This is a genomic window from Bacillus sp. LL01, assembly GCF_001037965.1.
In genome coordinates this window covers 555,773-582,755 of sequence record NZ_LFEL01000001.1, presented here as the reverse complement: position 1 = coordinate 582,755, position 26,983 = coordinate 555,773, and the positions used below count along the sequence as shown (strand labels likewise).

The window sequence follows — 26,983 nt, the reverse complement described above, 5'->3', positions numbered from 1 at the left end:
AGTATAAAACATATATTTTTGGAAAAAATGTGAAGTATGGAATATGATTGGAGGTCTAAGGATGAAAAAGTTCACAACCGCAATAATTGCAATTGCTTTTACTTTTTCCGCATTTAGTCCTGTTGTAGGGGCGGAAGAAAAAGGTGTTCAACTTACAGAAAATGCTAGGTCTGCAATATTGATTGAACGCGACACTGGTCAAGTGTTGTATGAGAAAAACGGACACGAAAAATTGCCGCCAGCAAGTATGACAAAAATCATGACGATGCTTTTGATTATGGAAGCTATCGATAAAGGTGAATTAACTTGGGATGAAAAGATAAGAACAAGTGAGTATGCTGCATCCATGGGAGGATCTCAGATTTTCCTTGAGCCTGGTGAAGAAATGACCACGGATGAAATGCTTCGCGGAATCGCAATTGCTTCAGGAAATGATGCATCTGTTGCGATGGCTGAGCGTATAGCAGGTTCTGAAGCGGCGTTTGTTGAACAAATGAATGCAAAGGCAAAGGATCTCGGACTAGAAAATACCCTTTTCCAAAACCCGACCGGTTTGCCTGCCAAAGATCATTACAGTACTGCCAATGACATGGCTGTAATGGCGAAAGAATTACTGAAATATGAAGGCATTACAAAATACACAGGTCAATATGAAGACTATCTGCGTCAAAACACCGAGAAGAAATTCTGGCTTGTCAATACAAACAAGCTTGTAAGGTTCTACCCTGGAGTAGATGGTTTGAAAACAGGATTCACTCAAGAAGCGAAGTATTGTTTAACGGCTACAGCAAAAAAAGATGATATGCGTGTAATCGCAGTTGTATTTGGTGCACCAACGCCAAAAGATCGAAATGCACAGATTACCAATATGCTGGATTTTGCTTTCAGTCAGTATAAAACTCACCCAATGTACGAGCGGAATGTAACTGTAGCAAAGGTTGATATCAGTAAAGGGTCCGAGAAAGAAGTAGACGCCGTTACCAGCGAACCAATCTCCGTATTGACGAAGAAAGGCGAGAATGTTGATAACGTAGAAAAAGAAATTATGGTGGATGAAAACATGAAAGCGCCCGTTAAAAAAGGGGATAAAGTTGGAGTCATCATTCTCAAAAAAGACGGCAAAGTTCTCTCGGAAAGCGACCTTGTAGCTGCGAAAGATAGCTTAGAGGCAAGCTGGTGGCAATTATTCAAACGGTCCATGGGTCATTTCAGTAAGCTTGATTGATCAGGTTTGGTCAACTGCTCATTTATTATTAATAGACTGTTTTAGAACCCAATATTTTAGCGAATAAGCACTAGTTTTGTCTCAAGGCAGGAATTCCGAAAACGGATATAGAAATTGACTCACTGAACAAAGTTTTCACAAGGGGGAAAGTGCAGTGAGTCTTACCGTTGATTTGGAAGTAAAACAAAATGTTCTTTGTGTTCGATTAGCAGGGGAGTTGGACCACCATACGACTGAAAACTTACGTAATCAAGCTACAGCTATTATTGAAAAGCATCAAATCTCTCATATTATTTTGAATTTGGAGCATTTGTCCTTTATGGATAGCTCAGGTCTTGGAGTGATTTTAGGTCGTTACAAGCAAATTAAAAATAACGGGGGAGAGATGGTGGTTTGTTCTATTTCACCGGCTGTTAAGCGTTTGTTTGAAATGTCTGGATTATTTAAAATTATCCGTTTAGAGGAAAGCGAACAAAATGCCCTGCAGAAGTTGGGGGTGGCATAATGAAGAATCACATGAACCTTCAATTTTCTGCTCTTAGCCAAAATGAATCGTTCGCAAGGGTGACTGTAGCGGCTTTCATCATGCAATTGGACCCGACTATGGATGAGTTGACTGAAATTAAGACAGTCGTATCAGAGGCAGTAACGAATGCAATTATTCATGGTTATGACAACGACCCTAAAGCCACTGTTTACATCTCTGTCGAACTAGATGACGGAGCTGTCCATATCACCATCAAGGATGAAGGTATGGGAATTGATGATGTAGAGGAAGCTAGACAGCCGTTATACACTACTAAGCCTGAGCTCGAGCGTTCTGGTATGGGGTTTACCATCATGGAAAACTTTATGGATTACGTAGAAATTCATTCATCAAGAGAAATTGGCACCTCAATCCGTATGACCAAGTATTTAGCTAAGAGCAAAGCGCTTTGTAATTAAGGAGCTAAGCCTATGGATGTCGAGGTCAAGAACCAAGCACAAACATACCTAAAAGATCATGAAGTGAAAGAATTGATAAAAAGAAGCCAGTCCGGTGAACAGGAAGCGCGGGATACGATTGTACAGAAAAACATGAGACTGGTCTGGTCTGTGGTTCAGCGTTTTATGAACAGGGGCTATGAGCCGGACGATCTGTTCCAGATAGGTTGCATCGGCCTATTGAAATCGGTGGATAAGTTCGACCTGTCCTATGACGTGAAATTCTCCACCTATGCAGTACCCATGATTATAGGTGAAATTCAGCGATTCATTCGTGATGACGGCAGTGTAAAGGTCAGCCGTTCATTGAAAGAAGTGGCGAACAAAATTAGGAAAGCAAAAGATGAGTTGTCCAAAAGGTATGGTAGAGTACCCACCATTAACGAGATTGCTGAATTCCTGGAGATTACGGCAGAGGAAGTTGTCCTGGCACAAGAGGCTGCACGTGCCCCATCCTCCATCCATGAAACCGTCTATGAAAATGATGGGGATCCTATTACGCTCTTGGATCAGATTGCTGACCAATCTGAACATCGCTGGTTTGATAAAATAGCTTTGAAAGAGGCTATTGAAGAGCTTGATGAACGCGAAAAGTTAATTGTTTATTTACGCTACTATAAGGACCAGACCCAAACAGAGGTCGCCCAGCGGCTTGGGATTTCTCAGGTTCAGGTGAGCCGTTTAGAAAAGAAAATATTGATTCAAATGAAAGATCGTATGGATGAGTGATGTCCATACGGTTTTTTTTGTTTTTATCACTGGTAAGGTTAACCTGTTATTAAAGGGCTAGTGCCAAGCTGTTGATTGGAGCAAAAGGCGTAGACTCCTGTGGGGGAGTAGCGACAATCTTGAGACCCCGCAGCGGAGCGAGGAGGCTCAAGGTCGCCCCACGGAAAGCGAAGCCTTTTGCGGAGATCAACAGCGGCGTTTAACAGAGCTTGTTTTTCTAGTATTTTGAATGAATTCCCTAACTCGTGGTAATTCTTGGTGTTCTTTTTTCCTTTGCATGGTAAATCTCCCACTAAACCATACTACAGATACAATATCTTTTGGCAGGATGTGTTTGGAAGATGGATAAATCGCTTTATGTTCGCCTTCGTCACCGGATTCAAGCCCGTCCAAATCAAACGATAAAAATAGAGGATGTTGCCCAGCTGGTTGCCGATACGGAGGTTGTTGATATGGTTCGAAACATCTCCATTCATCAAGTAAATATGAGTGATAAGTCCATCGTTGTATTGGATATTATGCGGATTATTAAAGAGATAAGAAACGTGGACGGAGAACTCGATATCCAGACTTTTGGTCCCGCGCAAACCATTGTTGAGATCGTGTATAAGAAAAAAAGGTTCCGGCCATTGTTTTTTATTGGAGTGTGGCTTCTGCTATTCCTTGGAGCTGCTCTTGCCATCATGAATTTTCATGAGGACGTGAGCATGCGGGTCGTCCACCAGAAAATTTTTAAAACCTTAACAGGGCTGGAGGATGATAAGCCTTTACTCCTTCAAATTCCTTACTCTATCGGTTTGGGGCTCGGGATGATCTTGTTTTTCAATCATGTTTTTCGTAAACGGATCAATGAGGAGCCAAGCCCGCTAGAAGTGGAAATGTTCAATTACCAGCAGGACTTGGACCAGTATGTCATTATGCATGAGAACAAGGAGAGCTCGAAGAAAATTGATGACCATTAATATTGTATTTGTCGTGTTTTTGGGATTGGCTGGCGGACTTGCTGTTGGATCTGGTTTTGTTGCATTTCTCGCTGTGCTAGGTATCATTCCGAGATTAACCCAGCTAACCAAGACAACAAAATTTGTGTTTGGCTATGAGTGGGGAGTTATAGGTGGTGCACTATTTGGCAGCTGGATAAGTTTAAACAGTGTCGCTTTCCACCTACCAGCATTTCTTGCAATTCCGATAGGTCTATTTTGCGGTGTTTTTATCGGGTTGTTGGCTGCAGCACTAACAGAAGTGTTGAATGTCTTACCTATATTGGCGAAACGTATTGGCGTGGATGGACAGATGGCAATCCTGCTTATGGCCATCGTATTCGGTAAGATAGTTGGGTCTTTATATCACTGGCTTGTATTCGTCAATTTGTAGTAAGTGAAGGAGTGGGAACAATGAGTGAAAAGCTGAAAGACGACTATAAAAATAACATTAAAAAATTCCAGCCGAAGCCGCCTTACGTCGTTAATTGTATAAAAGCCTTTCTTGTTGGCGGCCTTATTTGTTTAATTGGACAGGGCATTCAAAACTTCTATATGACTGTTTTTAATTTTTCGGAAAAAAATGTTGGTAATCCCACCGTTGCTACACTCATTCTTATTTCTGCCCTCCTTACGGGATTTGGAATTTACGACAAGCTTGGCCAATTTGCTGGTGCAGGTTCGGCGGTGCCGGTTACAGGATTTGCTAATTCGATGACAAGTGCGGCAATGGAACATCGAAGCGAGGGTATCGTCCTTGGGGTCGCAACAAACATGTTCAAACTTGCAGGAAGTGTCATCGTATTTGGTGTGGTGGCCGCTTATGTTGTAGGCATGATTAGATACCTACTCAATATGAGTTTTACAGGATAGGGGGATGGAAAATGCGACTGGTTGGAAAACAAAGCTGGATTTTTGAAAATCCAATCTATATCAGTTCGTCTGGTACAGCTGTTGGTCCGAAAGAGGCGGATGGACCTCTCGGAAAATTGTTTGATAAAACATATCAAGAACTCCACTGTGGAGAGGACAACTGGGAACTTGCTGAAAGGAGGCTGATGGAGCAGTCCATTCAATCCTGCCTAGAAAAAGCAAACCTGAAATATAAGGATATTGATTTCTTCCTTGCTGGTGACCTCCTGAATCAGAATGTAACAGCCAACTATGTTGCACGGCATCACCAGATTCCATTCCTCTGTATGTTCGGGGCATGCTCCACCTCCATGGAAACGTTGGCGCTGGGAGCTGCATTGGTGGATGCAGGTTTTGCAAATAGAGTTCTGGCATCCACAAGCAGCCATAATGCTACAGCTGAGCGTCAATTTCGTTATCCTACAGAATACGGAGGACAAAAACCTGACTCGGCCACATATACGGTGACTGGGTCCGGGACTGCCTTGGTCAGCAGGGAGCCGAGTCAGATTAAGATCACATCTGCAACCATCGGGAGAGTGATCGATCTTGGGATTACAGACCCTTTTGATATGGGGTCGGCAATGGCGCCAGCTGCCGCAGATACTATTCAGGCTCATTTCCAGGATCTTAACGTCAATCCTGACAATTATGATCTTATTGTTACAGGGGATTTATCGGGGGTGGGAAGTCCAATTCTTAAAGAACTGTTAAAAGAAGAGGGCTATGATATTACCGTAAAGCATAGTGATTGCGGGCTTATGATTTTCCGGCCTGACCAGGAAGTTTTCGCAGGTGGAAGCGGTTGTGGGTGTTGTGCAGTAGTTACTTACGCTCATCTAATCAATGAGTTGAAAACAGGCATGTTGAAAAGGGTGTTGGTTGTGGCGACTGGTGCTTTGTTGAGTCCGACAATGGTTCAACAGAAAGAATCAATTCCAACCATTGCGCATGGTGTCGTGTTAGAGAGGGTGGAGCAGTAGATGGAATATCTTATAGCATTCGTGGTCGGTGGATTGATTTGTGTGATTGGCCAGCTTCTATTGGATTTTGCCAAACTGACTCCTGCCCATGTGATGAGCAGTTTCGTGGTTGCAGGAGCCATACTGGATGGATTCGGGATCTATGACAAGCTGATAGACTTCGCTGGTGCTGGTGCAACCGTTCCGATTACTAGCTTCGGCCATTCATTATTGCATGGTGCCATGCATCAGTCTGAAAAACATGGTTTTATCGGGATAGGGATGGGGATTTTTGAATTAACCTCTGCAGGGGTATCGGCTGCCATTCTGTTCGCCTTTATTGTTGCACTAATCTTTAAGCCGAAAGGGTAGATACTCATGATTAAAAAACGGGTCATTCTGATTACAGATGGAGATGTATACGCTAAAAAAACAATACAGCTTGTTGCCAACCATTATGGCGGGAGATGTATTTCTGCTTCATTTGGGAATCCGACCCTCCTTAGTGGAGAGGAGCTGGTAAAGCTTATTTTGCAGGCGAAAAGTGAACCCGTTTTTGTTATGTTCGATGATAGTGGATTTCTAGGTGAAGGAGCAGGAGAAAGAGCACTGAGGTACGTGGCAACCCATCCTCAGATGGATGTACTTGGAGTCATTGCTGTGGCATCAAAGACTCACCAATCGGAATGGACAAAGGTGCATGTCACCGTGGACCGTGATCTTCACGTTTCCTCTCATGGTGTTGATAAAAGCGGAATACAAGAAATAGATGTTGGAAGAATAAATGGAGATACCGTGTATTGTTTGGATGAATTACACTTTCCATTAATTGTCGGAATTGGCGATATCGGAAAGATGGCTAGAAAAGATGATGTTAGTCGAGGAGCTCCCATTACTAGCAAAGCGGTCGAAATCATTTTAGAGAGGAATGGGTATGATGTCTCACAATGGAATGGAAAAAATACCGATATCGCCGAAGCTGACGACTAATGAACAATTCTTCAAAGATGAAGTCGGGCTGGACGTCAGCTTTGATCTTGGTGTTAGGAAAATCACCGTACTAGGAAAAGAATTGAACATCTACTACGTAAATGGACTTTGCGATACGATGTTCATCATTGAAATTATGGAGGAACTGCTTCATATCAATGATGTTGAAAAGAAAACTTATAAGTTGAAAGAAATCATTCATAATCGCCTGGTGAACCAGCAGGTGAACAGTATTGAGTACATGGACGAAGTGGTCGACCAAGTGCTAAGCGGCCTGATTGTTATCCTGCTTGAGGGCGAAGAAAGCGGATATGTCATTGACACCCGTTCATACCCTGGCCGTAATCCAGAGGAGCCTGACACAGAGAAGGTAGTGCGTGGTGCGCGTGATGGTTATGTGGAGAATATCATCGTCAATACCGCGCTGACAAGGCGTAGAATACGGGATGAAAGGCTACGATATGAAATTTTCCAAGTGGGAGAACGATCCAAAACAGATATCTGCCTTGCATACATAAAAGATGTAGCTGACCCAGATCTCGTGGATATTGTTCGAAAAGAAACAAAGAATATTGACATTGATGGTTTGCCGATGGCTGATAAAACAGTGGAAGAGTTCATAGTGAAACAGGGATTTAATCCCTATCCGTTAGTGCGTTATACGGAAAGACCTGATATTGCGGCAACCCATCTCCTAGAAGGACATGTCGTTGTAATGGTGGATACCTCACCAAGTGTCATTATCACACCAACTACGTTTTTTCACCATGTTCAGCATGTGGAAGAATACCGTCAATCTCCTGCGGTTGGTACATTTGTGCGCTGGGTTCGTTTTTGTGGAATATTTGCCTCTTTGTTCCTTTTACCGTTATGGTTCTTGATGATATTGGAGCCGAATTTACTGCCAGAACAGATCGGCTTTATCGGTCCGAATGAAGAATCCAATATTCCGGTTGTCTTTCAAATTTTCCTTGCGGATATCGGGGTGGAATTTCTGAGGTTGGCTGCCATTCATACACCTACTGCTTTATCCACTGCAATGGGTCTGATTGCTGCGGTATTGATAGGGCAGATTGCCATTGACGTCGGACTTTTCGTTCCGGAGGTAATTCTATATGTGGCTGTCGCAGCCATCGGATCTTTCACTACTCCAAGTTATGAGTTAAGCGTCGCCAATAAGATAATACGGTTGATGCTGCTTGTCTTGGTTGCTCTGTTCCATGTACCTGGTCTAGTGGTAGGGGTCACCTTCTTTGTGCTATTCCTGGCTGGCACCCGTTCATTAAATACACCATACCTGTGGCCGTTCATACCATTCAGTCCGAAAGCCCTAATTATGATCCTGATTCGCCGAAGTACTCCAGGGGCAAAAATACGTCCTAGTATCGTACATCCGAGGAATCGTTTCAGGCAGCCGCAATAACAAATTAGTAAGAATATTCGCTTGATAGAGGGGTTTATATGTGGTAGAGTTTATTTTAATCAACTGCAGAATGAAAGTAAAATACCTAACAGCTAAAGATTCTGTTTAGCTGTTTTTTGCTTAAATATTGTAACTTATTAAACGGAAAATGAATGAACCTAAATTTTGCAAACAGGGCTAGAACACATCCACATCTCTTTAGTAGAGAATATGGTATAAAATAGAACTACATATAAAATAAAAGCGCGAGGGGAAACGGCATATGTATTATCATGGAACCAGTAAAGTGAACGCAAAAGGACATTTGGAAATAGGGGGAGTCGACACGATCGAGTTGGCCAACGAATACGGCACTCCACTATATGTATATGATGTGGCGCTGATAAGAGAGCGTGCGCGTGATTTTCAAAAGACATTTAAGAATCTAGGAGTAGAAGCGCAAGTGGCATACGCAAGCAAGGCATTCTCTTCGGTTGCCATGTTTCAGCTTGTAAAAGAAGAAGGATTATCTCTAGACGTAGTATCAGGTGGAGAGCTTTATACCGCACTTGTTGCTGATTTTCCAGTGGAACGTATTCATTTTCATGGCAACAACAAGAGTGTTGAGGAACTTGAAATGGCAGTGGAGAAGAAAATTGGCTGTGTGGTAGTCGATAACTTTCTGGAACTGAAGCTACTTCAGGAAGTTTGTGAGAAACATGACTATGTAATGCCGATTCTGCTTCGTGTTACACCGGGAATCAATGCCCATACTCATGATTACATTTTAACCGGACAAGAAGATTCTAAATTTGGATTTGATTTACAGAGCGGACAGGCGCATAAAGCGATGACAATTGCTTCTACGGCAAACCATTTGGATTTGTTGGGGATACACTGCCACATTGGCTCTCAAATTTTTGAAACGACCGGATTTAAGCTTGCTGCAGGGAAACTCTTTGAGACGTTAAAAGATTGGAACGAACAAGATGGTTTTGAAGCACGTGTTGTAAATCTTGGAGGCGGATTTGGTATCCGTTATACAGAGGAAGATAATCCTCTTCCAGCATCAGTCTATGTAGAAGAGATTATTTCCGATGTACAATCATTTGTAACAGACCATGGCTTGAAAATGCCGGAAATCTGGATCGAACCTGGTCGTTCATTGGTAGGGGATGCTGGTACAACCATCTATTCTGTGGGATCGAAAAAAGAGATACCAAATATCCGACACTACCTCGCGATTGACGGTGGGATGACCGATAATATCCGACCAGCTCTTTATCAGGCTAAATATGAAGCGGTCCTAGCAAATAGAGTAAAAGATAAGGCTGACGACAAAGTTTCCATTGCTGGGAAATGCTGCGAATCCGGTGACATGCTCATTTGGGACCTACCTTTACCAAAAGCCAACCATGAAGACTTTTTGGCGGTATTCTGCACTGGAGCCTACGGATATGCAATGGCGAATAACTACAATCGAATTACCAAGCCAGCCGTAGTGTTTGTTGAAGATGGTGAAACCCAATTAGTCATTCGCCGTGAAACCTTTGAAGATCTGGTTAGATTGGATCTGCCATTTCAAGCGAAGAGCAAATTGGTGAAATGATTCAGTTGGTAGAAACAAGTCCGCTCTTAATGTGAGGGTGGGCTTTTTGTACTTTTTCAGGTGGTTGGTGTGAGTACACCATAAATCCATCCGTCATCTTACTTCCTTTTCAATCTCATTTCATGTATTATAATAACTGGTTCATTTTATTATGAAGGAGATGTTCATTATGGCAAAAACAGGATACATACAAATGCAAAATGGCGAAAAGATTGAATTCGAACTTTATCCAAACGAAGCACCTAACACGGTTGCTAACTTTGAAAAATTAGCAAACGAAGGATTCTACAATGGTGTAACATTTCACCGTGTCATCCCTGGTTTCGTAAGTCAAGGTGGAGATCCGACTGGTACTGGTGCTGGCGGAAGCGGTACGACGATCAAGTGTGAAACAGAAGGAAACCCTCATAAGCATGAAGCGGGAAGCCTATCAATGGCTCACGCTGGAAGAGACACTGGGTCCAGCCAATTCTTCATCGTTCATCAACCACAACCTCACTTGAATGGTGTACACACTGTATTCGGAAAAGTGACTTCTGGTTTAGAGACTGCTAGAAATATGAAAAACGGCGATGTTATGGAGAAAATGGAAGTAACAGACGCTGAATAAGACAAAAAGCGGGAGCAGAGATGCTCTCTCTTTTTTTATAACAAAAGGAAGGCAGGGAAATACATTGAATAAAAAGAATTGGATTCTACTTGGTGTTTTGCTGTCAATGTCCCTAGTTTGGGGACTGATTTATTGGTTTTTCATCGTTTGACATATAATTTGAAACTTTAAATTTTACTTATCTGGAAGATATGCTAAGATAATAATGATAGACAACTACATATGAATGTCCTTCGGGGGTGGGTGAAATTCCCTACCGGCGGTGATGAAGCCAGGTGCTTCTCAGTCCGTGACCCGGTTTTCTTGGAAAAGAAAAGCGGTGGACCTGGTGTAACTCCAGGGCCGACAGTGAAAGTCTGGATGGGAGAAGGATTAGAGATTGCAAACAGTGAAAAATTCATTTTTGAGCACTGTTTATTTTCCTATACGCAATTTTAATCCACCAAAACCTCTAAGGCCATATGCTTAGAGGTTTTTTATATGTATTAAAGGAGGGGGTTGCCATGGACGATCACTATTACATGAAATTTGCCATAGATCTAGCGAAGCGTGCAACAGGCCAGACCTCTCCCAACCCGATTGTCGGTTCAGTCGTCGTGAAAAATGGTGAAATTGCTGGATTCGGTGCACATCTTAAGGCGGGGCAAGCTCATGCAGAAGTAAATGCCATTCAAATGGCAGGCACTGAGAAAACAAAAGGTTCCACCGTGTATGTAACACTGGAACCATGCAGTCATTTCGGGAAAACCCCGCCATGTTCTGATCTACTCATTCAAACTGGGGTCAAAAGAGTGGTCATCGCATCAGTCGATCCCAATCCGCTTGTAGCGGGAAAAGGGATAGAAAAACTACGCAAAGCTGGTCTAGAGGTGGAGTTGGGTATTTGTCAAGACGAAGCCTTAGCTTTAAATCAGGTTTTCTTTCACTACTTAAAGACCAAAAAGCCCTATGTGACGCTGAAAACGGCAGCAAGCTTAGATGGGAAAACGGCGACTTACACCAATGAAAGTAAGTGGATTACGGGAGCGGAAGCACGATTGGATGTCCATCAATACCGACATCAAAACGATGCAATACTAGTGGGGGTTGGAACAGTACTGGCCGACAATCCCAGCTTGACAACCAGACTTCCAAACGGAGGAAAAAATCCGATAAGGATTATTCTAGACTCCAATTTACGTACACCATTGGATGCAAAAGTAGTAACTGATGGAGAGGCACCCACCTGGATAATTACAGGGTCGATGCCAGACTTAAAAAAAGAGTCAGCTCTACAGAATACACTAGGTGTAAAAGTTTTCTCTCTCCCAACGCTGAAAGTGGAAATACCCTCACTTCTTTCCATACTGGGAGAGGAAGGGGTTACCTCATTATTTGTTGAAGGTGGCGCTACTGTTAATGGCAGCTTCCTAAAGGAGAGGGCCATCAATCAACTCATTACCTATATTGCACCAAAGCTTATTGGAGGTAAACGTGCGCCGACAATAATCGAGGGAGAAGGTTTTGCAACGATGGAAGAAGTTATGGATCTTGATATAAAAGAGTTCACTCAAGTAGGTCAGGACCTGAAAATTGTTTCCGTACCTAAATTAATTCAGAAGGAGGGCTGACCACGTGTTTACAGGAATCATTGAAGAAATAGGGTCAATCAGACAGATTATTCGGGCCGACCAGGCAATAATTATAGAAATAGAAGCGAAGAAGGTATTAGAAGATGTTAAACTCGGGGACAGTATAGCTGTTAATGGTGTCTGTTTGACTGTTACAACCTTCACGTCCAACCGTTTTACTGTGGATGTCATGCCTGAAACAGTGCGTGCAACCTCCTTGCAGGCTTTAAATGCAGGCTCGAAAGTGAACCTCGAACGGGCCATGATTGCCAATGGTAGATTTGGAGGGCATTTTGTCAGTGGACATGTAGATGGAACGGGTATTATACACGATAAGAAAAGAGTGGCAAACGCTGTCTACTATACGATCAAAGTTAATGATGAACTTTCACGGTACTTGATGTTGAAGGGATCGGTTACGGTAGACGGTACTAGTTTAACGATATTCGGTGTATCGGATAATGACTTTACCATTTCCCTTATTCCACATACGCTGAATGAAACCATCCTCGGAGGTAAAGGTAAAGGGGATACTGTCAATATTGAAGTGGACATGCTGGCTAAATACATGGATCACCTATTGGAGCAACAAAATAAGGGCCCTTCTCCAAATACCAGCATGTCAGCATCATTCTTAGAAGAGCATGGATTTAAATAGTCTTTAAAAAAGGGGTGAGAACGGTGAGTGAAATTTTTAATAAGATTGAAGAAGCTTTGGCAGACCTGCAGGAAGGGAAAGTTATTATCGTTTGTGATGATGAGGACAGAGAAAACGAAGGAGATTTTGTTTCACTAGCTGAAAAGACGACTCCGGCTGTCGTTAACTTCATGGCGACACATGGGCGTGGACTGATTTGTGTTCCGGTTCAGGAGGAGCTTGCAGAGAAATTGGATCTGGTTCCAATGGTGAACCACAATACGGATTCGCATGGAACCGCATTTACGGTAAGTATCGACCATAAATCAACCACTACCGGTATATCCGCATTTGAACGTTCTACAACCATACTGGAACTCTTGTCTCCTTCATCAAAAGCAGGAGATTTCAAGCGACCTGGACATATTTTTCCGCTTGTAGCGAAAAAAGGTGGAGTATTGAGAAGGGCCGGACATACGGAGGCAGCTGTAGATTTGGCTCAAATGAGCGGTTCTTATCCAGCCGGAGTGATCTGTGAAATCATGAACGAAGACGGATCGATGGCGCGTGTACCAGAGCTTCGAAAAATTGCAGATAGATTCGAGTTGAAGATGATTACAATTAAGGATCTGATTCAATATCGCAACCGAAAGGACAAACTTGTCCAAAGGGAAGTAGAAATCAAGCTTCCTACTGATTTCGGTGATTTCCGTGCAATAGGATATTCCAATATCGTTGATGGGAAAGAGCATATAGCGTTGGTAAAGGGAGAGATTGATTCTGAAACTCCGACACTTGTCCGTGTTCATTCCGAGTGCTTGACAGGAGATGTGTTCGGTTCCAATCGATGCGATTGCGGCCCGCAACTGCACGCTGCATTGGCTCAAATTGAAAAAGCAGGCAGTGGGGTGCTTCTATACATGAGACAGGAAGGCCGAGGCATCGGTCTACTGAACAAACTGCGTGCCTATAAACTGCAGGAGCAGGGGTACGACACGGTGGAGGCAAATGAAAAGCTCGGTTTTGGTGCTGATTTAAGGGATTATGGAATTGGCGCGCAAATCCTTCGAGACCTTGGTGTTTCCCAAATGAAGCTACTGACTAACAATCCTCGAAAGATTGCAGGATTAAAAGGATATGAGCTGGAGGTAGTAGACCGTGTGCCACTTCAAATGCCAACCAAAGAAGCAAATGAGAGTTATTTAAAAACCAAGCATTCAAAATTAGGGCATATGTTGCATTTCTAATAAATAATAATCCGGTATGATAGAACAGTACCGTAAAACAGGAGGAACCATTCATGGCAAAAGTATTTGAAGGTAATTTAGTAGGAACAGGACTTAAAGTAGGAATTGTAGTAGGCAGATTTAATGAATTTATTACAAGCAAGCTTCTAGGTGGAGCACAAGATGCTCTGAAAAGGCACGGTGTGGAAGAGGATCAGGTTGATGTAGCTTGGGTCCCAGGTGCATTTGAAATTCCCCTCGTAGCTAAAAGAATGGCGGACTCTGGAAACTATGACGCGGTTATTACACTCGGTACTGTAATTCGCGGCTCTACCCCTCATTTTGATTATGTTTGTAATGAGGCAGCAAAAGGTGTATCTCAGGCATCCATGCAATCAGGAATTCCTGTGATCTTTGGCGTACTTACGACCGAGACGATTGAGCAAGCAATCGAAAGAGCGGGCACGAAAGCAGGTAATAAGGGCTGGGAGGCTGCTGTAGCGGCTATTGAAATGGGCAATTTATTACGCGAATTTTAAGATTTATTTTAAAAAGGTGTACTTTAAAGCTTTGATTGGATAGAATGTATATTTAAGAGTAAGAAAATCTTTCAAATAGGAACGTTTCAACGTAAATTTCCTATACTATTTGTAGTTACACTTATGAAAGTTTTTTCGATAATGAGGGGTAATATATGTTAATTCGTTATAAGAAGAGCTTTGAAAAAATTGCTATGGGTTTAATGTCCTTTATGCCAACTGAAAAAGAGCTGAAGAAATTACAGCAATCAATGAGAGACTACGAAGAGAAAGAAAACTGGCAGCTTTTCCTTTGGAAGGAAGACGATATCATCGGTTTGATCGGTATTGAGTTGGAAGAGGAAAGCTTCACCATTCAACATATCAGTGTCATTCCTTCCCATCGTGGGCAGGGATTCGGTAGAAAAATGGTCGTGGCACTCACGGAAACCTATCCAAACAAAGCGGTGAAAACTACACAATATACTACTGCATTTATTGAAAAATGTGATCTGGATGAAAAAGAGTGCAGTGAATAACTGCATGGTTGAAAAAAACGACGTGGTCCTATGGACGCACGTCGTTTTTGGTGATGCAGCCAGCAGATATAAATACTGACCATTTCAAGCCTTGCCGGAACCTAATCTGACCCTTGACGCTTCCGCAACTCCAATTGCCGGCGTCTCTCATTAATCACATCGGAGCGATCCCGAAGAGTATGCCTATTCACCAATGACACATCAAGTAAATCACTGGCTACCCCCCAAACTTTTCTCTCGGATTTCGCCCTCGACTCACAGGACAGCTGCAAATCAGGGTCTGCTATCGGTAAATTCAAGCTCGTGTAAGGTTCATGTCTGGACACACGTCCAATATGCTCGTCAAGCACCAAAATTAATTTCCCACTATCAAGCCCCAACGCATCGATAGCAGCCGTCTCCTTTTTAATAATCCGGCGCGCGTTTTGAAGCATCCGCAACGAACCGTTGATATTCCCCCGACGATGGTGATAAAGTCCTACTGCAACTTGGATGAGGGCAACCCAGTGAATCTCACGTTCAGACGCGTCTCTTTCCTTCCAATACTCTTCTAGCACTTCATGACATTCGAAGTAATCTCTATCACAATGAAAATGGTGCAAATAATCTAGATAAGATTTCGGATACAAAGGATTTCCCCCTTTATGTAAATCTAATAATATTTTAACATAATCATGAAAACTCTATAAAATATGGCCGGAATACTCTATACTATTGTATAGTTTGATGTTTATGTTAGGTGGATGAATGATTGTGCAGGAATACAATGTGAAAGTGGAAGCCTTTGAAGGCCCATTGGATTTATTATTACATTTAATTAACAGGTTGGAAATTGATATATATGATATACCGGTTGCTCAGATTACCGAGCAATATTTATTTTACATACATACCATGAAAGAGCTGCAATTGGATGTTGCAAGCGAATACCTTGTAATGGCTGCGACTCTTATTGAAATCAAGAGCAAGATGCTACTTCCCAAGCATGATGAGGTGCTTCTTGATGAGGAAGACGAGTTCTCAGATTATGAAGATGATCCACGCGAGGAATTAATGAACCGCTTGATTGAGTACAGAAAGTATAAAGAAGCGGCAGATGACCTTAAAGGGATGGAAGAAGAGAGGAGCCACCTCTTTACGAAACCTCCGAGTGACCTGAGTGGTCTTATGAAGGACGTGGAACCAGAAGAGGTCAAACTCGATGTATCTCTCTATGATATGCTTGGAGCTTTACAAAAACTGATGCGTAGGAAAAAAATACAGAAACCAATGCAAACGAGGATTACGAGACAGGAGATCCCGATTGAAAAGCGAATGGAGGAATTGATTAAGGATCTGCGACAATTTAAAGGGCGGAAACATTTCTATGACCTATTTCCTGAATCAAGCAAAGAATATATAGTTGTGACCTTTTTGGCCATACTGGAACTCTTAAAGAAAAACACCATCCTATTGGAGCAGGATAATAATTTTGCAGATATTTATGTGTCGTACAAGGAAGGAGGAAACAAGGAAAGTGAATATTATTAACTGGAAATCGATTGTCGAAAGCCTCCTTTTTGCAGCAGGGGATGAAGGCCTGACACTTAAGCAGCTTACAACCGTCCTTGAAGTGGAAGAGCCTATTGTCCTTGATATATTGGATGAGTTGAAAAAGGGTTATCAAAAGAAGGATAGGGGAATAACGCTTATAGAGCTTGCTGGAACATATCAGCTTACAACAAAAAAAGAGCATTCAGTCTACTTAAAAAAACTGGTTGAATCCCCGACATCTCAATCTCTTTCCCAGGCAGCCCTTGAGACATTGGCAATTGTAGCTTATAAACAGCCTATCACAAGAACCGAAGTAGAAAATATCCGTGGTGTTAAAAGTGAACGGCCATTGCAAACTTTAGTTGCAAAAGTTCTTATCAAAGAAGTCGGGCGTGCGGAGGGAACAGGAAGGGCGATTCTTTATGGCACCACCAAAGAGTTTTTGGACTACTTTGGTTTGAAAAATATCAAGGAATTACCACCTTTGGCTGTAAATATGGAAGAGATGGATGAGGAAGCGGATTTATTTTTCGAAAAGTTTCAAGAAACATTTGAATCTTAAGATTATTTATTTCACTTATGGTAAAATAGTATTACGGGAGGCTGTTAGATTCAACTAGTCCCTAAGAAAGATCAGCAGTAGGGAGTGACCGTATGCGTATAATTGAAATGAAAGGGTATGAGTTGGAAAAAGCTCAATCCAATACCTCTGAAGACTTCTTTAACCGCTCTGAAGTGACATTTGTACACGATGGAAATGAAAAAACGTTTCACGTACTTTACATTCGCTATTTCGATGAAACATTTGCGGAGTTCATTCCGACGATTGATGCAAAAAAAGATCCCGTTTTTGTAATAGGGGATAGAGAAATAATGTTCAAAGAACTAGTCGCCATTACCTGTTTAATAAAAAATCCGAGTTTTCGCCATAGAAAACGCATCTATATCAACACAAAGGAAGAGCTTGCAAGCTATTTTGCAGGCGTAAATATTAACAAATTGCAAGAAATATTTGAAGGCCTGCATAAAAAGGGAGAGTATGAATTGACATCTCCTCTTCATTTTTTAGCACAACCTTCATCTTAAAATTGGCCAAGCAGGGTAATACTTTTAAAATTCTTAACGTAACGTAGTAGTAACTGCCAGATAGAAAAAATTTATATTTGGAGGGTCATTTTTCAATGGCAAATACAATAGTTAAATCACAAACAGAACAGGTTGAGAGTTTCTTAGGAAATACGGTACATCAATTGAATTCTTTCTTGAATGAAGCCACACTGACTACACTTGTGGCAGAATCCTCAACAAAGCAGGAGTATGTGGAATTGTTATTATTGAACACCCGTCGCCTTTCCGTATTCTGTGATGAGGGTCTTAATGCATGTCAGGTCATCCTCAAAAGTGAACCGTTCAGAAAATCTGCAGCTGAAAAGGTATTATATAATATCTACCATCAATGCATAGAAGAGTTTTTTGCTCCAAGAAACGATGCATGGTATGAGGACAGCCGTTCCGCTTATACTGGAAAGAACTCCATTCAGTTCCATGAAGCGCCCCCAGAATCATTGAAAGTGGTTATCCGCGGCTTGGAAAGCGAGTTTCAGGCAGTGCGTGAAGAGCTTGAATATTACGAAACAGACTACCGCACAAAAATGATCCAAAGCAATTAATATCCAAAAACACCCAATTCTTCTTACAGGACTGGGTGTTTTTTTGTTTGGCTCTTTTCTTAAAGATTGCTGCTATTCACCATTAAAAAGTCGGCAATTGGAATTTTTTTAGCTTATGGACTTTTAAATAAGCATGCAGTTATCCCGTATAGCCAAGAAAAGAGCACGATAGCAAGGAGTATAATGGTTGGTTTATAAATACGAAAAAGCAACAAAGTTTACGAATACAGCCTTTTGTTTGCAAATGTCCGTAGTTCCTTTACGCCCATTATCTGCATAGAATAGAACGATGAGTGGTGAGGAGGGGTACAATGATTAAGCAAAATCAGCTTATTTTCAAGCAGTTCTTAACAGATGTAGAGGAATGGTGCCTGGACATATTGACTAACAATCAAAGCAATCTGAACGAGCACCGAAATAGCTGGTTACAGGAAGCCAGAGGAATCCTCAGAAGGGTACAGAATGTGGGACAATCAGAGTACATCTATGAAACGGAAATCCTCGATATTAAAAAGTGTGTGGAAGAAGTGGCGGATGGAATGCGGATGATAAGCGTTAGAAGGGTAAATAGTGGAAGAGTTCCTATTGGTCAGCATACTCTACCTCCACTACCGTATCCATATAATGCTCTTGAACCATATATTTCAAGGGATATTATGGAGCTTCATCATCTGAAACATCATAAAAGTTATGTGGATGGGTTGAATAAAGCTGAGATGAAGATGTTGGAGGCAAGGGAAACTGGGGACTATGATTTGATAAAGCACTGGGAACGGGAAGCCGCATTTCACGGGTCTGGGCATTATTTGCATACTATGTTCTGGGATAACATGTCCCCAAATGGTGGTGGTCAGCCAAGCGGACGGTTGCTTCAGCAGATTATTCTGGACTTCGGCAGTTATGAGAAATTCAAAAAACACTTCTCGGAAGCGGCAGATAAAGTGGAAGGCGTCGGTTGGGCACTGCTTGTCTGGTCACCACGTGCTCAGCGATTAGAGATACTGCAAACAGAAAAACAGCAGCTTTTCACACAATGGGACACCATTCCTCTGCTCGGATTGGATGTATGGGAACATGCTTACTATCTTCAATATAAAAACAATCGAAAAGATTATATAGACAAGTGGTGGAACTTGGTGAATTGGAAAGACGTTGAAAAGCGCTACCAGGAAGCATCTAGGCTGAAGTGGAAACCATATTAATTGGATTGGGAGGTCGTGAACCTCTCTTTTTTTTTAGAGTTTTCAGAAGTGTACTTTCAAACTTGCACAAAAACCATTCATAATTTTGGACAGGTGTCGCATAAACTTGTACAAAAATAGATAAGGGATGGGATTGGATGTCTCTAACTCGAATTATGTTCAGCATCGCCCTAGTATCGCTGCTGATATTCAGTATAAGCTTTCCTCCAAAAGCAACGGCAGAGCAGGTAGGTGTCAGTGCCAGGAATGCTGTTTTGATAGAGCAGGAAAGTGGCAGGATTATTTATGAAAAAAGTGCTCACGACAAGCAAAGGATTGCCAGCATTACAAAAGTAATGACGGCTATTTTGGCCATCGAATCCGGTAAAATGGACGAGATTGCGACTGTTAGTGAGAAAGCGAACAGGGCGGAAGGATCCTCCATTTATCTGAAACCCGGTGAAAAGATAAAACTTGAGCACCTGGTTTATGGTCTGATGCTCCGTTCCGGAAATGATTCCGCCGTAGCCATTGCAGAGCATGTAGGAGGCAGCTTGGAGGGTTTTGTATACCTTATGAATGAGAAAGCGGCCGAGCTTGGCATGACCAATACGGAATTTGCGAATCCCCATGGTTTGGATGATCATGAAAACCATTATTCCACAGCCTATGACATGGCGCTCTTAACTAGATATGCGATGCAAAACGATAAATTTAAAGAGATTACTGGAACAAAAGTGTACCGTGCACCAGCGGCTCCGGGTGAATCTTGGGACAGGAGCTGGACAAATAAACACCGTCTTGTAACGGGAATGTATCAGTATGCCACAGGCGGTAAAACAGGGTACACGAAACGAGCTAAAAGAACCCTAATCACAACTGCATCCAAAGAAGGATTGGATGTTATTGCGGTGACATTGAACGGCCCTGACGACTGGAAAGACCATATATATATGTTCAACCGGGCATTTGTCGATTATCAACTGTACGAAATAGCGGAGGAAGGCAAACTAAAGGATATTGAAGACGACTTTTATAAAGGAAAAGTTTCGCTCTCTCGAGAGATAAAATATCCCATGACTAAAAAGGAGAGAGAAAACGTCCGTGTAAAAGTCACGCTCGAAAAGCCGAAGAAGGAATGGAAAAATGAAGAGAACATCCCGGAAGTGGTAGGGGAATACACGGTAATTGTACAGGATGAAGCGGTTGTTGAAACGCCAATCTATTATAAAAAGAAAATGCAAGAGGAAGGCGGCTTTTGGAATATATTTAAAAATATCTTTTTCATAGGGACAGGGAAACTCCCATGGTAAACATCATCTGGGTGGCGATGACGATTATTGGAATTCTGTTCGCCATGATCAATGGGACAATGGATAAAGTAAACGAAGCAATTTTTTCTGGTGCAAAGGAAGCGGTCACCATTTGCATCGGTTTTATCAGTATATTGGTTTTTTGGCTGGGCCTGATGAGGATTGCTCAAGAAGCAGGACTTCTCGAGAAATTAGCGTCCATTTTTAAACCAGTTGTCCGCAGAATTTTTCCGGAGGTCCCAACAGATCACCCTGCAATGGGTTATATGTTATCAAACATGATTGCTAACATGTTTGGCCTTGGTAATGCAGCAACTCCGATGGGGATCAAAGCGATGGAGCAGCTTAGAGAATTAAATGGTGGGAAAGTGGAAGCGAGCCGTTCCATGATAACCTTTCTAGCAATTAACACTTCAAGTCTTACATTAATTCCGACGACGGTTATAGCCATCAGAATGAATTACGGTTCTGCTGCTCCAACAGAGATAGTTGGGCCGACGCTTGTCGCGACTTTATGTTCTACCATCGCTGCCATTACCATAGACCGATTCTTCTATTATCGACGAATGGCAAGGAGGAGGTAGGCCATGCAGGTAATTTCACTTATTTCGCTTTGGTTGATCCCTCTGATCATCGGATTCATTCTCCTTTATGCAACATTTAAAAAAGTTCCCACCTATGAGACGTTCGTGGAAGGCGGCAAAGAGGGAATCAAAATAGCCATATCCATTATTCCATTTTTGGTAGGGATGCTGGTAGCAATATCCATTTTCAGGGCATCCGGAGCACTTGATTTTCTCGTGGAATTCGTCAGGCCAGCCATGCAAGCAATCGGAGTCCCAGCTGAAATTGTACCACTTTCCATCATCCGCCCAATATCAGGTACTGCAGCACTCGGTATGACAACGGATATGATTGCCACATATGGTCCTGATTCCTTTATGGGGCGACTTGCCTCTGTATTGCAAGGGAGCACAGATACGACTTTATATGTCATTACCGTCTACTTCGGTGCGGTAGGAATAAAGAAAATGGGCGATGCTCTGAAAGTAGGGCTGCTAGCGGATATTGTGGGGATTATTGTATCGATATTGGTAGTGACTTTCTTTTTTGCGATATAGAGTTATGTATTGACGGGGATGTCCAATAAGTCCCTGAAATGAAAGCAGGACGGAAAATGAATGATTTTTCCGACCTGCTTTTTATGTGGGCATTCCTCTGGTAAATAAGGGGAATGTAAAAATTGTACAAGAATTTTATAAGTTTATTTTCGGCGCAGTTTCGATATTTTTTTGTTGGAGCTCCATTTTATTTTTTACCGCAAATAGGGCATCTTCCAAAGAATCATAGTGGGCGATATCGTTCGAATCAGAGTGATTGATTTCATAGCAGTTGGTGCCGTTATTGTAGGAAAGGGACATGGAGTAGTTGGGGCCAAATGAGATGGTATGAATGATATCAGTTTGATGATACGTACCTAACGTTTCCAATAAATCCTTAATTCTGTCAGAAGACATTATAGTTCCTCCCCATAATAGAGAAATCAAAATCAATAATAAGTTTACTGTTACTAGTTAAATTATATCCCTAAAGGGAAAAGTTGGGAATATGAAGAAGGGCATAATTCTCCTGCCTCATAAAGCAGTAATACCAATAGTACTAAGATACTATTATTTTTCTTTCTTTTTCATAACATGTACAGGTATAATTAGAGTTTGTGAACATTGGGAACAATAGTGAAAGAGAAATCTTGGCTTTTCTCTGGAAAGTCGGGTAAGATGTTGAATGAGGTGAAAGAAATGGAACGGTTACAAAAAGTGATTGCACATGCAGGTATTGCATCTAGAAGAAAAGCAGAAGAATTGATAAAAGAAGGTAAAGTGAAAGTTAACGGTAAAGTGGTAAGAGAGCTTGGGGTCAAAGTAAATCCTAACGATAAGATTGAAGTGGAAGGTATTCCTGTTGAACAAGAGGAACCTGTCTATTTCCTTTTATATAAACCAAGAGGCGTCATCTCCAGTGTAAGTGATGATAAAGGCAGAAAGGTTGCAACTGATTTTTTTCCATATATCCCTGAACGGATCTATCCGGTAGGAAGGCTAGATTATGATACATCTGGTCTGTTGCTAATGACGAATGACGGTGATTTTGCCAATGCGTTAATGCACCCGACTTCCGAAGTGGAAAAAGTTTATGTTGCCAAGCTGAAAGGGATTCCTTCACGTGAAGCCATTAAAAGCCTGGAGCGGGGTATTAAGCTAGAGGACGGCAAGACGGCACCAGCTAGAATAAAATTGCTTTCCATGGAGCGAACAAAAAACACGTCCATTTTCGAGATCAGTATTCATGAAGGCCGTAACAGACAAGTGCGCCGTATGTTCGAAGCAATTGGCCATCCTGTTATGAAGCTAAAAAGAGAACGATACGGATTTCTGACGTTGCATGGTCTTTCCTCAGGTGAAGCTCGTGAGCTGACACCTCACGAAGTGAAACAGCTGCGTGTGATGGCGACGAAACCAAAGAAGTAGTAATAGAGTGAGGAAAAGCGGAGGGAGCTTAAGAGGCAGCTTCCGCTTTTGTGTTTGTCCAGCTACGGCGGCTAGGCCCTCGAGGGCATAAGCCATTTTTCTGCAGAGGTCAAAGAGCGACCTCTTTCGAAAACTGTCTTATGCTTGTCGGGCCTGAACGAGCCGCCTCCGTATTTCGGTGTGTCTAGCTACAGGCGGCTAGGACTATCAAACTTCCCTCGCCTCCTTACGATAAGGCAACATCGAATCGCTAACGCTCTTCGTGTTTTCTTTATCTCATACGGCTCAGTCCAGTTTGTACGTCCCAAAACGGGCGCCTTTCGCTTTTCTTGGTGTCACAAAACCTTCATATTCTGTTATCTATGCAAAAAGTAGTAAATGGTATAATAGCAAGGATGAAATGTCTCAGTTTTAGGAGAGTATGTAGATGAATAAAAAGCAACGTTTAATGATGCGGACAGGCATTCTGCTGCTTCTTTTATTGGCGATTGGTTATACCATGTACACGAACTTCTTCCAGTCCAAGGAGATTGTGGACGTAGGAGATGAGGCACCAAACTTCGTACTGACGGACCTCGAAGGTAATGAAGTGATGCTGTCTGATTATCGTGGAAAGGGTGTCTTCCTAAACTTTTGGGGAACATGGTGTAAGCCTTGTGAAAGGGAAATGCCTTATATGGAGAACCAATATCAAGCATATAAAGACCAAGGGGTAGAGGTCATTGCAGTGAATATTCAAGAAACGAACCTGGCAGTTGAGAAGTTCAGAGATCGCCATGGTTTATCTTTTCCTATTCCTATGGATAAGCATGATCAGGTAAGGCAGGCATATGGAATTCTTCCATTGCCGACCACCATCCTTCTAGATGAAAATGGCAAGATTGTGAAGAAACATTCCGGAGGACTGACAGAGGGAAGAGTTAAGGAATTCATGGAAATGATTAAGCCTGACTAATAGGGAGTTTTACGTATGAATGATATTAAATGTGAATGTGGACACCTCAATCCGGAGGGAACTATACTATGTGAGGCGTGCGGGAAACCGACCGAAAATGATCAGAGTAAAGATAATCTTCTGGATATGCGCTATGAGGGTAGTGCAAGGCGTTCGCAAACCTATAACAAAACAATCATAGATAAGGTGTGGAATTTCTTTTCCTCTGTAAAAGTCGGAATATGGATTATCTTTATTATTCTTGTGGCATCTTCAATAGGTACGATTTTCCCACAAAAAGATTATATAAACCAGACCATTCCTCCTCAAGTTTATTATGAACAGGAATACGGTTTTGCCGGAAAAATGTATTATACACTTGGATTCCATGATTTATATGGTTCGTGGTGGTATATGATACTGATTGCAGCACTAGGTATATCATTGGTCATTGCCAGCCTTGACAGGTTTATTCCTTTACATAAATCGTTGAAAACACAAAAGGTGACAAGACACGAGAGCTTCATGAAACGCCAGCGTGTTTATGGGACCACTGTTGTTAAGGATAGCCCGGAATCGGAAATCGAAAAGGCCAAGCAGGGTTTGTTGAAACGGAAGTTCAACGTAAGAGAAGAAGGTGGGAACCTGCTTGCAGAGAAGAACCGGTTCTCAAGATGGGGTCCATATGTAAACCATATTGGAATCATTATATTCTTGATTGGAGCTATGCTGCGGTTCTTCCCAGGTATGTACGTGGACGAAGTTGTTTGGGTGCGTGAAGGGGAGACAAGACTTGTACCAGGTACTGATGGCCAATATTATTTGAAAAATGAAGGATTTATTTTTGAAACCTATAATAGTGAATCATCGGACGAAATATTCAATTCTGCCATTTCCAGAGCAGGTGAAGATGCCATTGCAAGTAACTTCCAGACGAATGCAGTTCTATATGAGCGGCAAGGGGAATTCATTGTGGGTGCAGAACCTGATCTGAAAGAAGTGAAGGATCATGCTATACAGGTGAACCAGCCGTTGAAGCATGACAACTATGCTTTCTATCAGGTGGATTATAAATTGAATGAGTTTAAAAGCATTTCATTTAATCTTGAAAATAAGGAATCTGGCGATAGTTTTGGTACAATCAAAGTAGACCTATTAAACCCGGAATCAAGCTATGATCTCGGGGAAGGCAGTTCCATTGAGCTCGTAAACTATTTTCCTGACTTCACATTAGAGGGAGGAGAGCCGGCTACCAAAACGAGGGTGCCGAATAATCCTGCTTTTGTTTTCCGGATGATTACCCCGGAAACACCTGAAGGGGAAATAGCCCTAGTCGCAATCAGACAAAACATAGAACCGAATGGAACAAACGAAAACAAAATGACTTTTGCTGGCTTTGAAACACGTAACGTTTCAGGGTTGACCGTTCGGAAAGACCTTACACTCTGGATCCTTGGTCTTGGTGGGACAATCTTTATGATTGGAGTCATCCAGGGAATGTACTGGAACCACCGCCGTGTCTGGGTCAGAAGAGTTGGTAATGAAATTTTGGTCTCAGGACATACGAACAAGAATTGGTTCGGTTTGAAAAATGAAATCAACAAAGCTTTTGAACATACTTCCATATCCGTTCCTGTTGATCAAGTGGAAGAGGAAAAGGAACAGGAAAAAGAAAGAGAAAAGAAAGAGGAGGTCTAAAGATGGCACAACTCAGTGGTAATCTGCTCTATGCTGCATTTATTCTATACCTGATTGGAACAGCCTTCTTTGGTGGTGCCATACGTGGAAAGCAGGGCAATAAAGCTGCTAAAATAGGAATCAGTATTACAATCCTCGGGTTTATCGCCCAGCTGGGTTACTTCATCACCCGTTGGATAGCCGGTGGACATGCACCTGTCAGTAATCTGTTCGAATTTACAACGTTCTTCGGGATGATGATGGTTTTAGCATTTATCGTCATATATTTCATATATAAAACAAGTACACTTGGGGTATTTACGCTTCCTATTGCGTTATTGCTAATAGCATACGCTGCCATGTTTCCAAGTGACATATCACCGCTTATTCCGGCGCTGCAAAGTCACTGGTTGGCTATCCATGTATCAACAGTAGCTTTAGGAATTGCCATTCTTTCTGTAAGCTTTGCCGCAGGTTTAATTTATTTGGTAAAAGTGGTAGATTACACTAAGAAAGGGAAAAAACCATTTTGGGTTGAGTTCACCCTTTATGTGTTAATTTCCTTCCTCGGGTTCATCTTCATCTCCATCGGCTTTGGAGCGGTGGATTACGAGGCTCAGTTCTCCTACATCAACAAAGAGGGTGCGCAAGCACAAGTGGAATACCACTTATATCCTATTGTAGGGCCGAATGAAGGGGAATTGTTGACCGAAAACAGAATGGATGCGCTCATTAATTTGTCTCCTTGGATCAATACCTTGAAATTGAACACGGTGATATGGTCTCTTCTTGGCGGGGCAATCCTTTACCTGATCCTACGTCTGGTGCTGAGAAAACCTATTGGACAAGCATTAAAACCTGCTGTTTCAAGAGTGAATCTTAATGTGGTGGATGAAATCGGCTATCGTGCCGTAACCATCGGTTTTCCGGTATTCACCCTTGGCGGACTGATATTTGCGGCCATTTGGGCTCAAATTGCCTGGTCAAGATTTTGGGCATGGGATCCAAAAGAAGTGTGGGCATTTATTACTTGGCTATTCTATGCAGCATATCTGCACTTACGCCTATCCAAAGGTTGGGAAGGTGAAAAATCTGCATGGCTGACACTTGTCGGTTTTGCCATTATTTTGTTCAACCTTATCGGAGTCAACTTAATCATTGCCGGACTTCATTCTTATGCAATGTAATAATTTTAACGGGCCTTCACAATGTTG

The 26,983-nt window shown here is 42.1% G+C and carries 32 protein-coding genes and 1 riboswitch; of the genes, 30 read left to right on the top strand and 2 right to left on the bottom strand.

Annotated features, from left to right (window positions below):
* Nucleotides 1-61 precede the first annotated feature (61 nt).
* The 18 genes from AB685_RS02910 to AB685_RS02820 all read left to right on the top strand — a co-directional run bounded on the left by AB685_RS02910 (nucleotide 62) and on the right by AB685_RS02820 (nucleotide 14,933).
* The gene (locus AB685_RS02910) at nucleotides 62-1,225 is read left to right on the top strand and encodes a D-alanyl-D-alanine carboxypeptidase family protein (RefSeq protein ID WP_047969033.1); all 1,164 of its coding nucleotides are present in this window, start codon (nucleotides 62-64) and stop codon (nucleotides 1,223-1,225) included.
* Nucleotides 1,226-1,379: 154 nt separating this feature from the next.
* Nucleotides 1,380-1,730 carry an anti-sigma F factor antagonist gene (gene spoIIAA / locus AB685_RS02905; protein WP_047969032.1) on the top strand — a complete coding sequence of 117 codons (351 nt, stop codon included), beginning with the start codon at nucleotides 1,380-1,382 and terminating at the stop codon, nucleotides 1,728-1,730.
* Nucleotides 1,730-2,170: an anti-sigma F factor gene (spoIIAB, locus tag AB685_RS02900; protein WP_047969031.1), complete on the top strand. Its 441-nt coding sequence runs from the start codon at nucleotides 1,730-1,732 to the stop codon at nucleotides 2,168-2,170. The genes spoIIAA and spoIIAB overlap by 1 nt, the downstream gene beginning before the upstream one ends.
* A 12-nt stretch (nucleotides 2,171-2,182) precedes the next feature.
* A complete protein-coding gene (gene sigF, locus AB685_RS02895; RefSeq protein ID WP_047969030.1) occupies nucleotides 2,183-2,938 on the top strand; it encodes an RNA polymerase sporulation sigma factor SigF in 756 nt (251 codons plus the stop codon).
* A gap of 341 nt (nucleotides 2,939-3,279) precedes the next feature.
* A complete protein-coding gene (locus AB685_RS02890) occupies nucleotides 3,280-3,900 on the top strand; it encodes a stage V sporulation protein AA (protein WP_047969029.1) in 621 nt (206 codons plus the stop codon).
* A complete protein-coding gene (locus AB685_RS02885) occupies nucleotides 3,890-4,312 on the top strand; it encodes a stage V sporulation protein AB (RefSeq protein WP_047969028.1) in 423 nt (140 codons plus the stop codon). Before AB685_RS02890 ends, AB685_RS02885 begins: the two co-directional genes overlap by 11 nt.
* Before the next feature lie 20 nt (nucleotides 4,313-4,332).
* Nucleotides 4,333-4,791 (top strand): stage V sporulation protein AC, encoded by a 459-nt coding sequence (gene spoVAC, locus AB685_RS02880; protein ID WP_047969027.1) that lies wholly within the window; start codon nucleotides 4,333-4,335, stop codon nucleotides 4,789-4,791.
* Between the two features lie 11 nt (nucleotides 4,792-4,802).
* Nucleotides 4,803-5,813, top strand: a complete 1,011-nt coding sequence (gene spoVAD, locus AB685_RS02875; protein WP_047969026.1) for a stage V sporulation protein AD — start codon at nucleotides 4,803-4,805, stop codon at nucleotides 5,811-5,813.
* On the top strand, nucleotides 5,814-6,164 hold the full coding sequence (spoVAE, locus tag AB685_RS02870) for a stage V sporulation protein AE (protein ID WP_047969025.1): 351 nt from the start codon (nucleotides 5,814-5,816) through the stop codon (nucleotides 6,162-6,164). It begins immediately after the preceding gene.
* A gap of 6 nt (nucleotides 6,165-6,170) precedes the next feature.
* Complete coding sequence (locus tag AB685_RS02865) at nucleotides 6,171-6,782, top strand: stage V sporulation protein AE (RefSeq protein WP_047969024.1); 612 nt, start codon at nucleotides 6,171-6,173, stop codon at nucleotides 6,780-6,782.
* Nucleotides 6,730-8,205 (top strand): spore germination protein, encoded by a 1,476-nt coding sequence (locus AB685_RS02860; protein WP_047969710.1) that lies wholly within the window; start codon nucleotides 6,730-6,732, stop codon nucleotides 8,203-8,205. Before AB685_RS02865 ends, AB685_RS02860 begins: the two co-directional genes overlap by 53 nt.
* Before the next feature lie 262 nt (nucleotides 8,206-8,467).
* Entirely contained in the window at nucleotides 8,468-9,793 is a 1,326-nt protein-coding gene (gene lysA, locus AB685_RS02855; protein ID WP_047969023.1) for a diaminopimelate decarboxylase, read from the top strand.
* 169 nt (nucleotides 9,794-9,962) lie between these two features.
* Nucleotides 9,963-10,403, top strand: coding sequence for a peptidylprolyl isomerase (locus AB685_RS02850; RefSeq protein ID WP_047969022.1), 441 nt, complete (start codon nucleotides 9,963-9,965; stop codon nucleotides 10,401-10,403).
* 225 nt (nucleotides 10,404-10,628) lie between these two features.
* A riboswitch (FMN riboswitch) is annotated at nucleotides 10,629-10,779 on the top strand.
* Between the two features lie 127 nt (nucleotides 10,780-10,906).
* Complete coding sequence (ribD, locus tag AB685_RS02840) at nucleotides 10,907-12,013, top strand: bifunctional diaminohydroxyphosphoribosylaminopyrimidine deaminase/5-amino-6-(5-phosphoribosylamino)uracil reductase RibD (protein WP_047969020.1); 1,107 nt, start codon at nucleotides 10,907-10,909, stop codon at nucleotides 12,011-12,013.
* A gap of 4 nt (nucleotides 12,014-12,017) precedes the next feature.
* Complete coding sequence (gene ribE, locus AB685_RS02835; RefSeq protein ID WP_047969019.1) at nucleotides 12,018-12,671, top strand: riboflavin synthase; 654 nt, start codon at nucleotides 12,018-12,020, stop codon at nucleotides 12,669-12,671.
* 32 nt (nucleotides 12,672-12,703) lie between these two features.
* The gene (locus tag AB685_RS02830) at nucleotides 12,704-13,897 is read left to right on the top strand and encodes a bifunctional 3,4-dihydroxy-2-butanone-4-phosphate synthase/GTP cyclohydrolase II (protein ID WP_047969709.1); all 1,194 of its coding nucleotides are present in this window, start codon (nucleotides 12,704-12,706) and stop codon (nucleotides 13,895-13,897) included.
* Between the two features lie 53 nt (nucleotides 13,898-13,950).
* A complete protein-coding gene (gene ribE / locus AB685_RS02825; protein ID WP_047969018.1) occupies nucleotides 13,951-14,415 on the top strand; it encodes a 6,7-dimethyl-8-ribityllumazine synthase in 465 nt (154 codons plus the stop codon).
* 155 nt (nucleotides 14,416-14,570) lie between these two features.
* Nucleotides 14,571-14,933 (top strand): GNAT family N-acetyltransferase, encoded by a 363-nt coding sequence (locus AB685_RS02820; protein ID WP_047969017.1) that lies wholly within the window; start codon nucleotides 14,571-14,573, stop codon nucleotides 14,931-14,933.
* A 101-nt stretch (nucleotides 14,934-15,034) separates the two neighbouring features.
* Here the strand turns inward: AB685_RS02820 and AB685_RS02815 are convergent, their stop codons facing one another.
* A complete protein-coding gene (locus tag AB685_RS02815) occupies nucleotides 15,035-15,562 on the bottom strand; it encodes a DUF309 domain-containing protein (protein ID WP_047969016.1) in 528 nt (175 codons plus the stop codon).
* A 118-nt stretch (nucleotides 15,563-15,680) separates the two neighbouring features.
* On the opposite strand from AB685_RS02815, the gene AB685_RS02810 reads away from it, so the two are divergent.
* From AB685_RS02810 to AB685_RS02775, 8 genes are all read left to right on the top strand, one after another.
* Complete coding sequence (locus AB685_RS02810) at nucleotides 15,681-16,463, top strand: segregation/condensation protein A (protein ID WP_047969015.1); 783 nt, start codon at nucleotides 15,681-15,683, stop codon at nucleotides 16,461-16,463.
* On the top strand, nucleotides 16,450-17,028 hold the full coding sequence (scpB, locus tag AB685_RS02805) for an SMC-Scp complex subunit ScpB (RefSeq protein WP_047969014.1): 579 nt from the start codon (nucleotides 16,450-16,452) through the stop codon (nucleotides 17,026-17,028). Before AB685_RS02810 ends, scpB begins: the two co-directional genes overlap by 14 nt.
* A gap of 92 nt (nucleotides 17,029-17,120) precedes the next feature.
* Nucleotides 17,121-17,552 carry a hypothetical protein gene (locus AB685_RS02800; protein ID WP_047969013.1) on the top strand — a complete coding sequence of 144 codons (432 nt, stop codon included), beginning with the start codon at nucleotides 17,121-17,123 and terminating at the stop codon, nucleotides 17,550-17,552.
* Nucleotides 17,553-17,647: 95 nt separating this feature from the next.
* Nucleotides 17,648-18,136: a YpuI family protein gene (locus AB685_RS02795; RefSeq protein WP_047969012.1), complete on the top strand. Its 489-nt coding sequence runs from the start codon at nucleotides 17,648-17,650 to the stop codon at nucleotides 18,134-18,136.
* Between the two features lie 311 nt (nucleotides 18,137-18,447).
* Nucleotides 18,448-19,338 (top strand): superoxide dismutase, encoded by an 891-nt coding sequence (locus AB685_RS02790; protein WP_047969011.1) that lies wholly within the window; start codon nucleotides 18,448-18,450, stop codon nucleotides 19,336-19,338.
* A gap of 137 nt (nucleotides 19,339-19,475) precedes the next feature.
* Nucleotides 19,476-20,630, top strand: coding sequence for a D-alanyl-D-alanine carboxypeptidase family protein (locus tag AB685_RS02785; protein ID WP_047969010.1), 1,155 nt, complete (start codon nucleotides 19,476-19,478; stop codon nucleotides 20,628-20,630).
* On the top strand, nucleotides 20,624-21,214 hold the full coding sequence (locus tag AB685_RS02780; RefSeq protein WP_047969009.1) for a nucleoside recognition domain-containing protein: 591 nt from the start codon (nucleotides 20,624-20,626) through the stop codon (nucleotides 21,212-21,214). The genes AB685_RS02785 and AB685_RS02780 overlap by 7 nt, the downstream gene beginning before the upstream one ends.
* 3 nt (nucleotides 21,215-21,217) lie before the next feature.
* Nucleotides 21,218-21,751 (top strand): spore maturation protein, encoded by a 534-nt coding sequence (locus AB685_RS02775; protein WP_047969008.1) that lies wholly within the window; start codon nucleotides 21,218-21,220, stop codon nucleotides 21,749-21,751.
* Between the two features lie 135 nt (nucleotides 21,752-21,886).
* Here AB685_RS02775 and AB685_RS02770 read toward each other — a convergent pair whose 3' ends face one another.
* On the bottom strand, nucleotides 21,887-22,147 hold the full coding sequence (locus AB685_RS02770) for a hypothetical protein (protein WP_047969007.1): 261 nt from the start codon (nucleotides 22,145-22,147) through the stop codon (nucleotides 21,887-21,889).
* Between the two features lie 282 nt (nucleotides 22,148-22,429).
* On the opposite strand from AB685_RS02770, the gene AB685_RS02765 reads away from it, so the two are divergent.
* From AB685_RS02765 to ccsB, 4 genes are all read left to right on the top strand, one after another.
* Nucleotides 22,430-23,158, top strand: a complete 729-nt coding sequence (locus AB685_RS02765) for a pseudouridine synthase (protein ID WP_047969708.1) — start codon at nucleotides 22,430-22,432, stop codon at nucleotides 23,156-23,158.
* Between the two features lie 427 nt (nucleotides 23,159-23,585).
* On the top strand, nucleotides 23,586-24,113 hold the full coding sequence (locus tag AB685_RS02760) for a thiol-disulfide oxidoreductase ResA (protein WP_047969006.1): 528 nt from the start codon (nucleotides 23,586-23,588) through the stop codon (nucleotides 24,111-24,113).
* 15 nt (nucleotides 24,114-24,128) lie between these two features.
* Complete coding sequence (locus AB685_RS02755; RefSeq protein ID WP_047969005.1) at nucleotides 24,129-25,790, top strand: cytochrome c biogenesis protein ResB; 1,662 nt, start codon at nucleotides 24,129-24,131, stop codon at nucleotides 25,788-25,790.
* Between the two features lie 2 nt (nucleotides 25,791-25,792).
* Nucleotides 25,793-26,956, top strand: coding sequence for a c-type cytochrome biogenesis protein CcsB (gene ccsB, locus AB685_RS02750; protein WP_047969004.1), 1,164 nt, complete (start codon nucleotides 25,793-25,795; stop codon nucleotides 26,954-26,956).
* The last annotated feature ends 27 nt before the right edge of the window (nucleotides 26,957-26,983 follow it).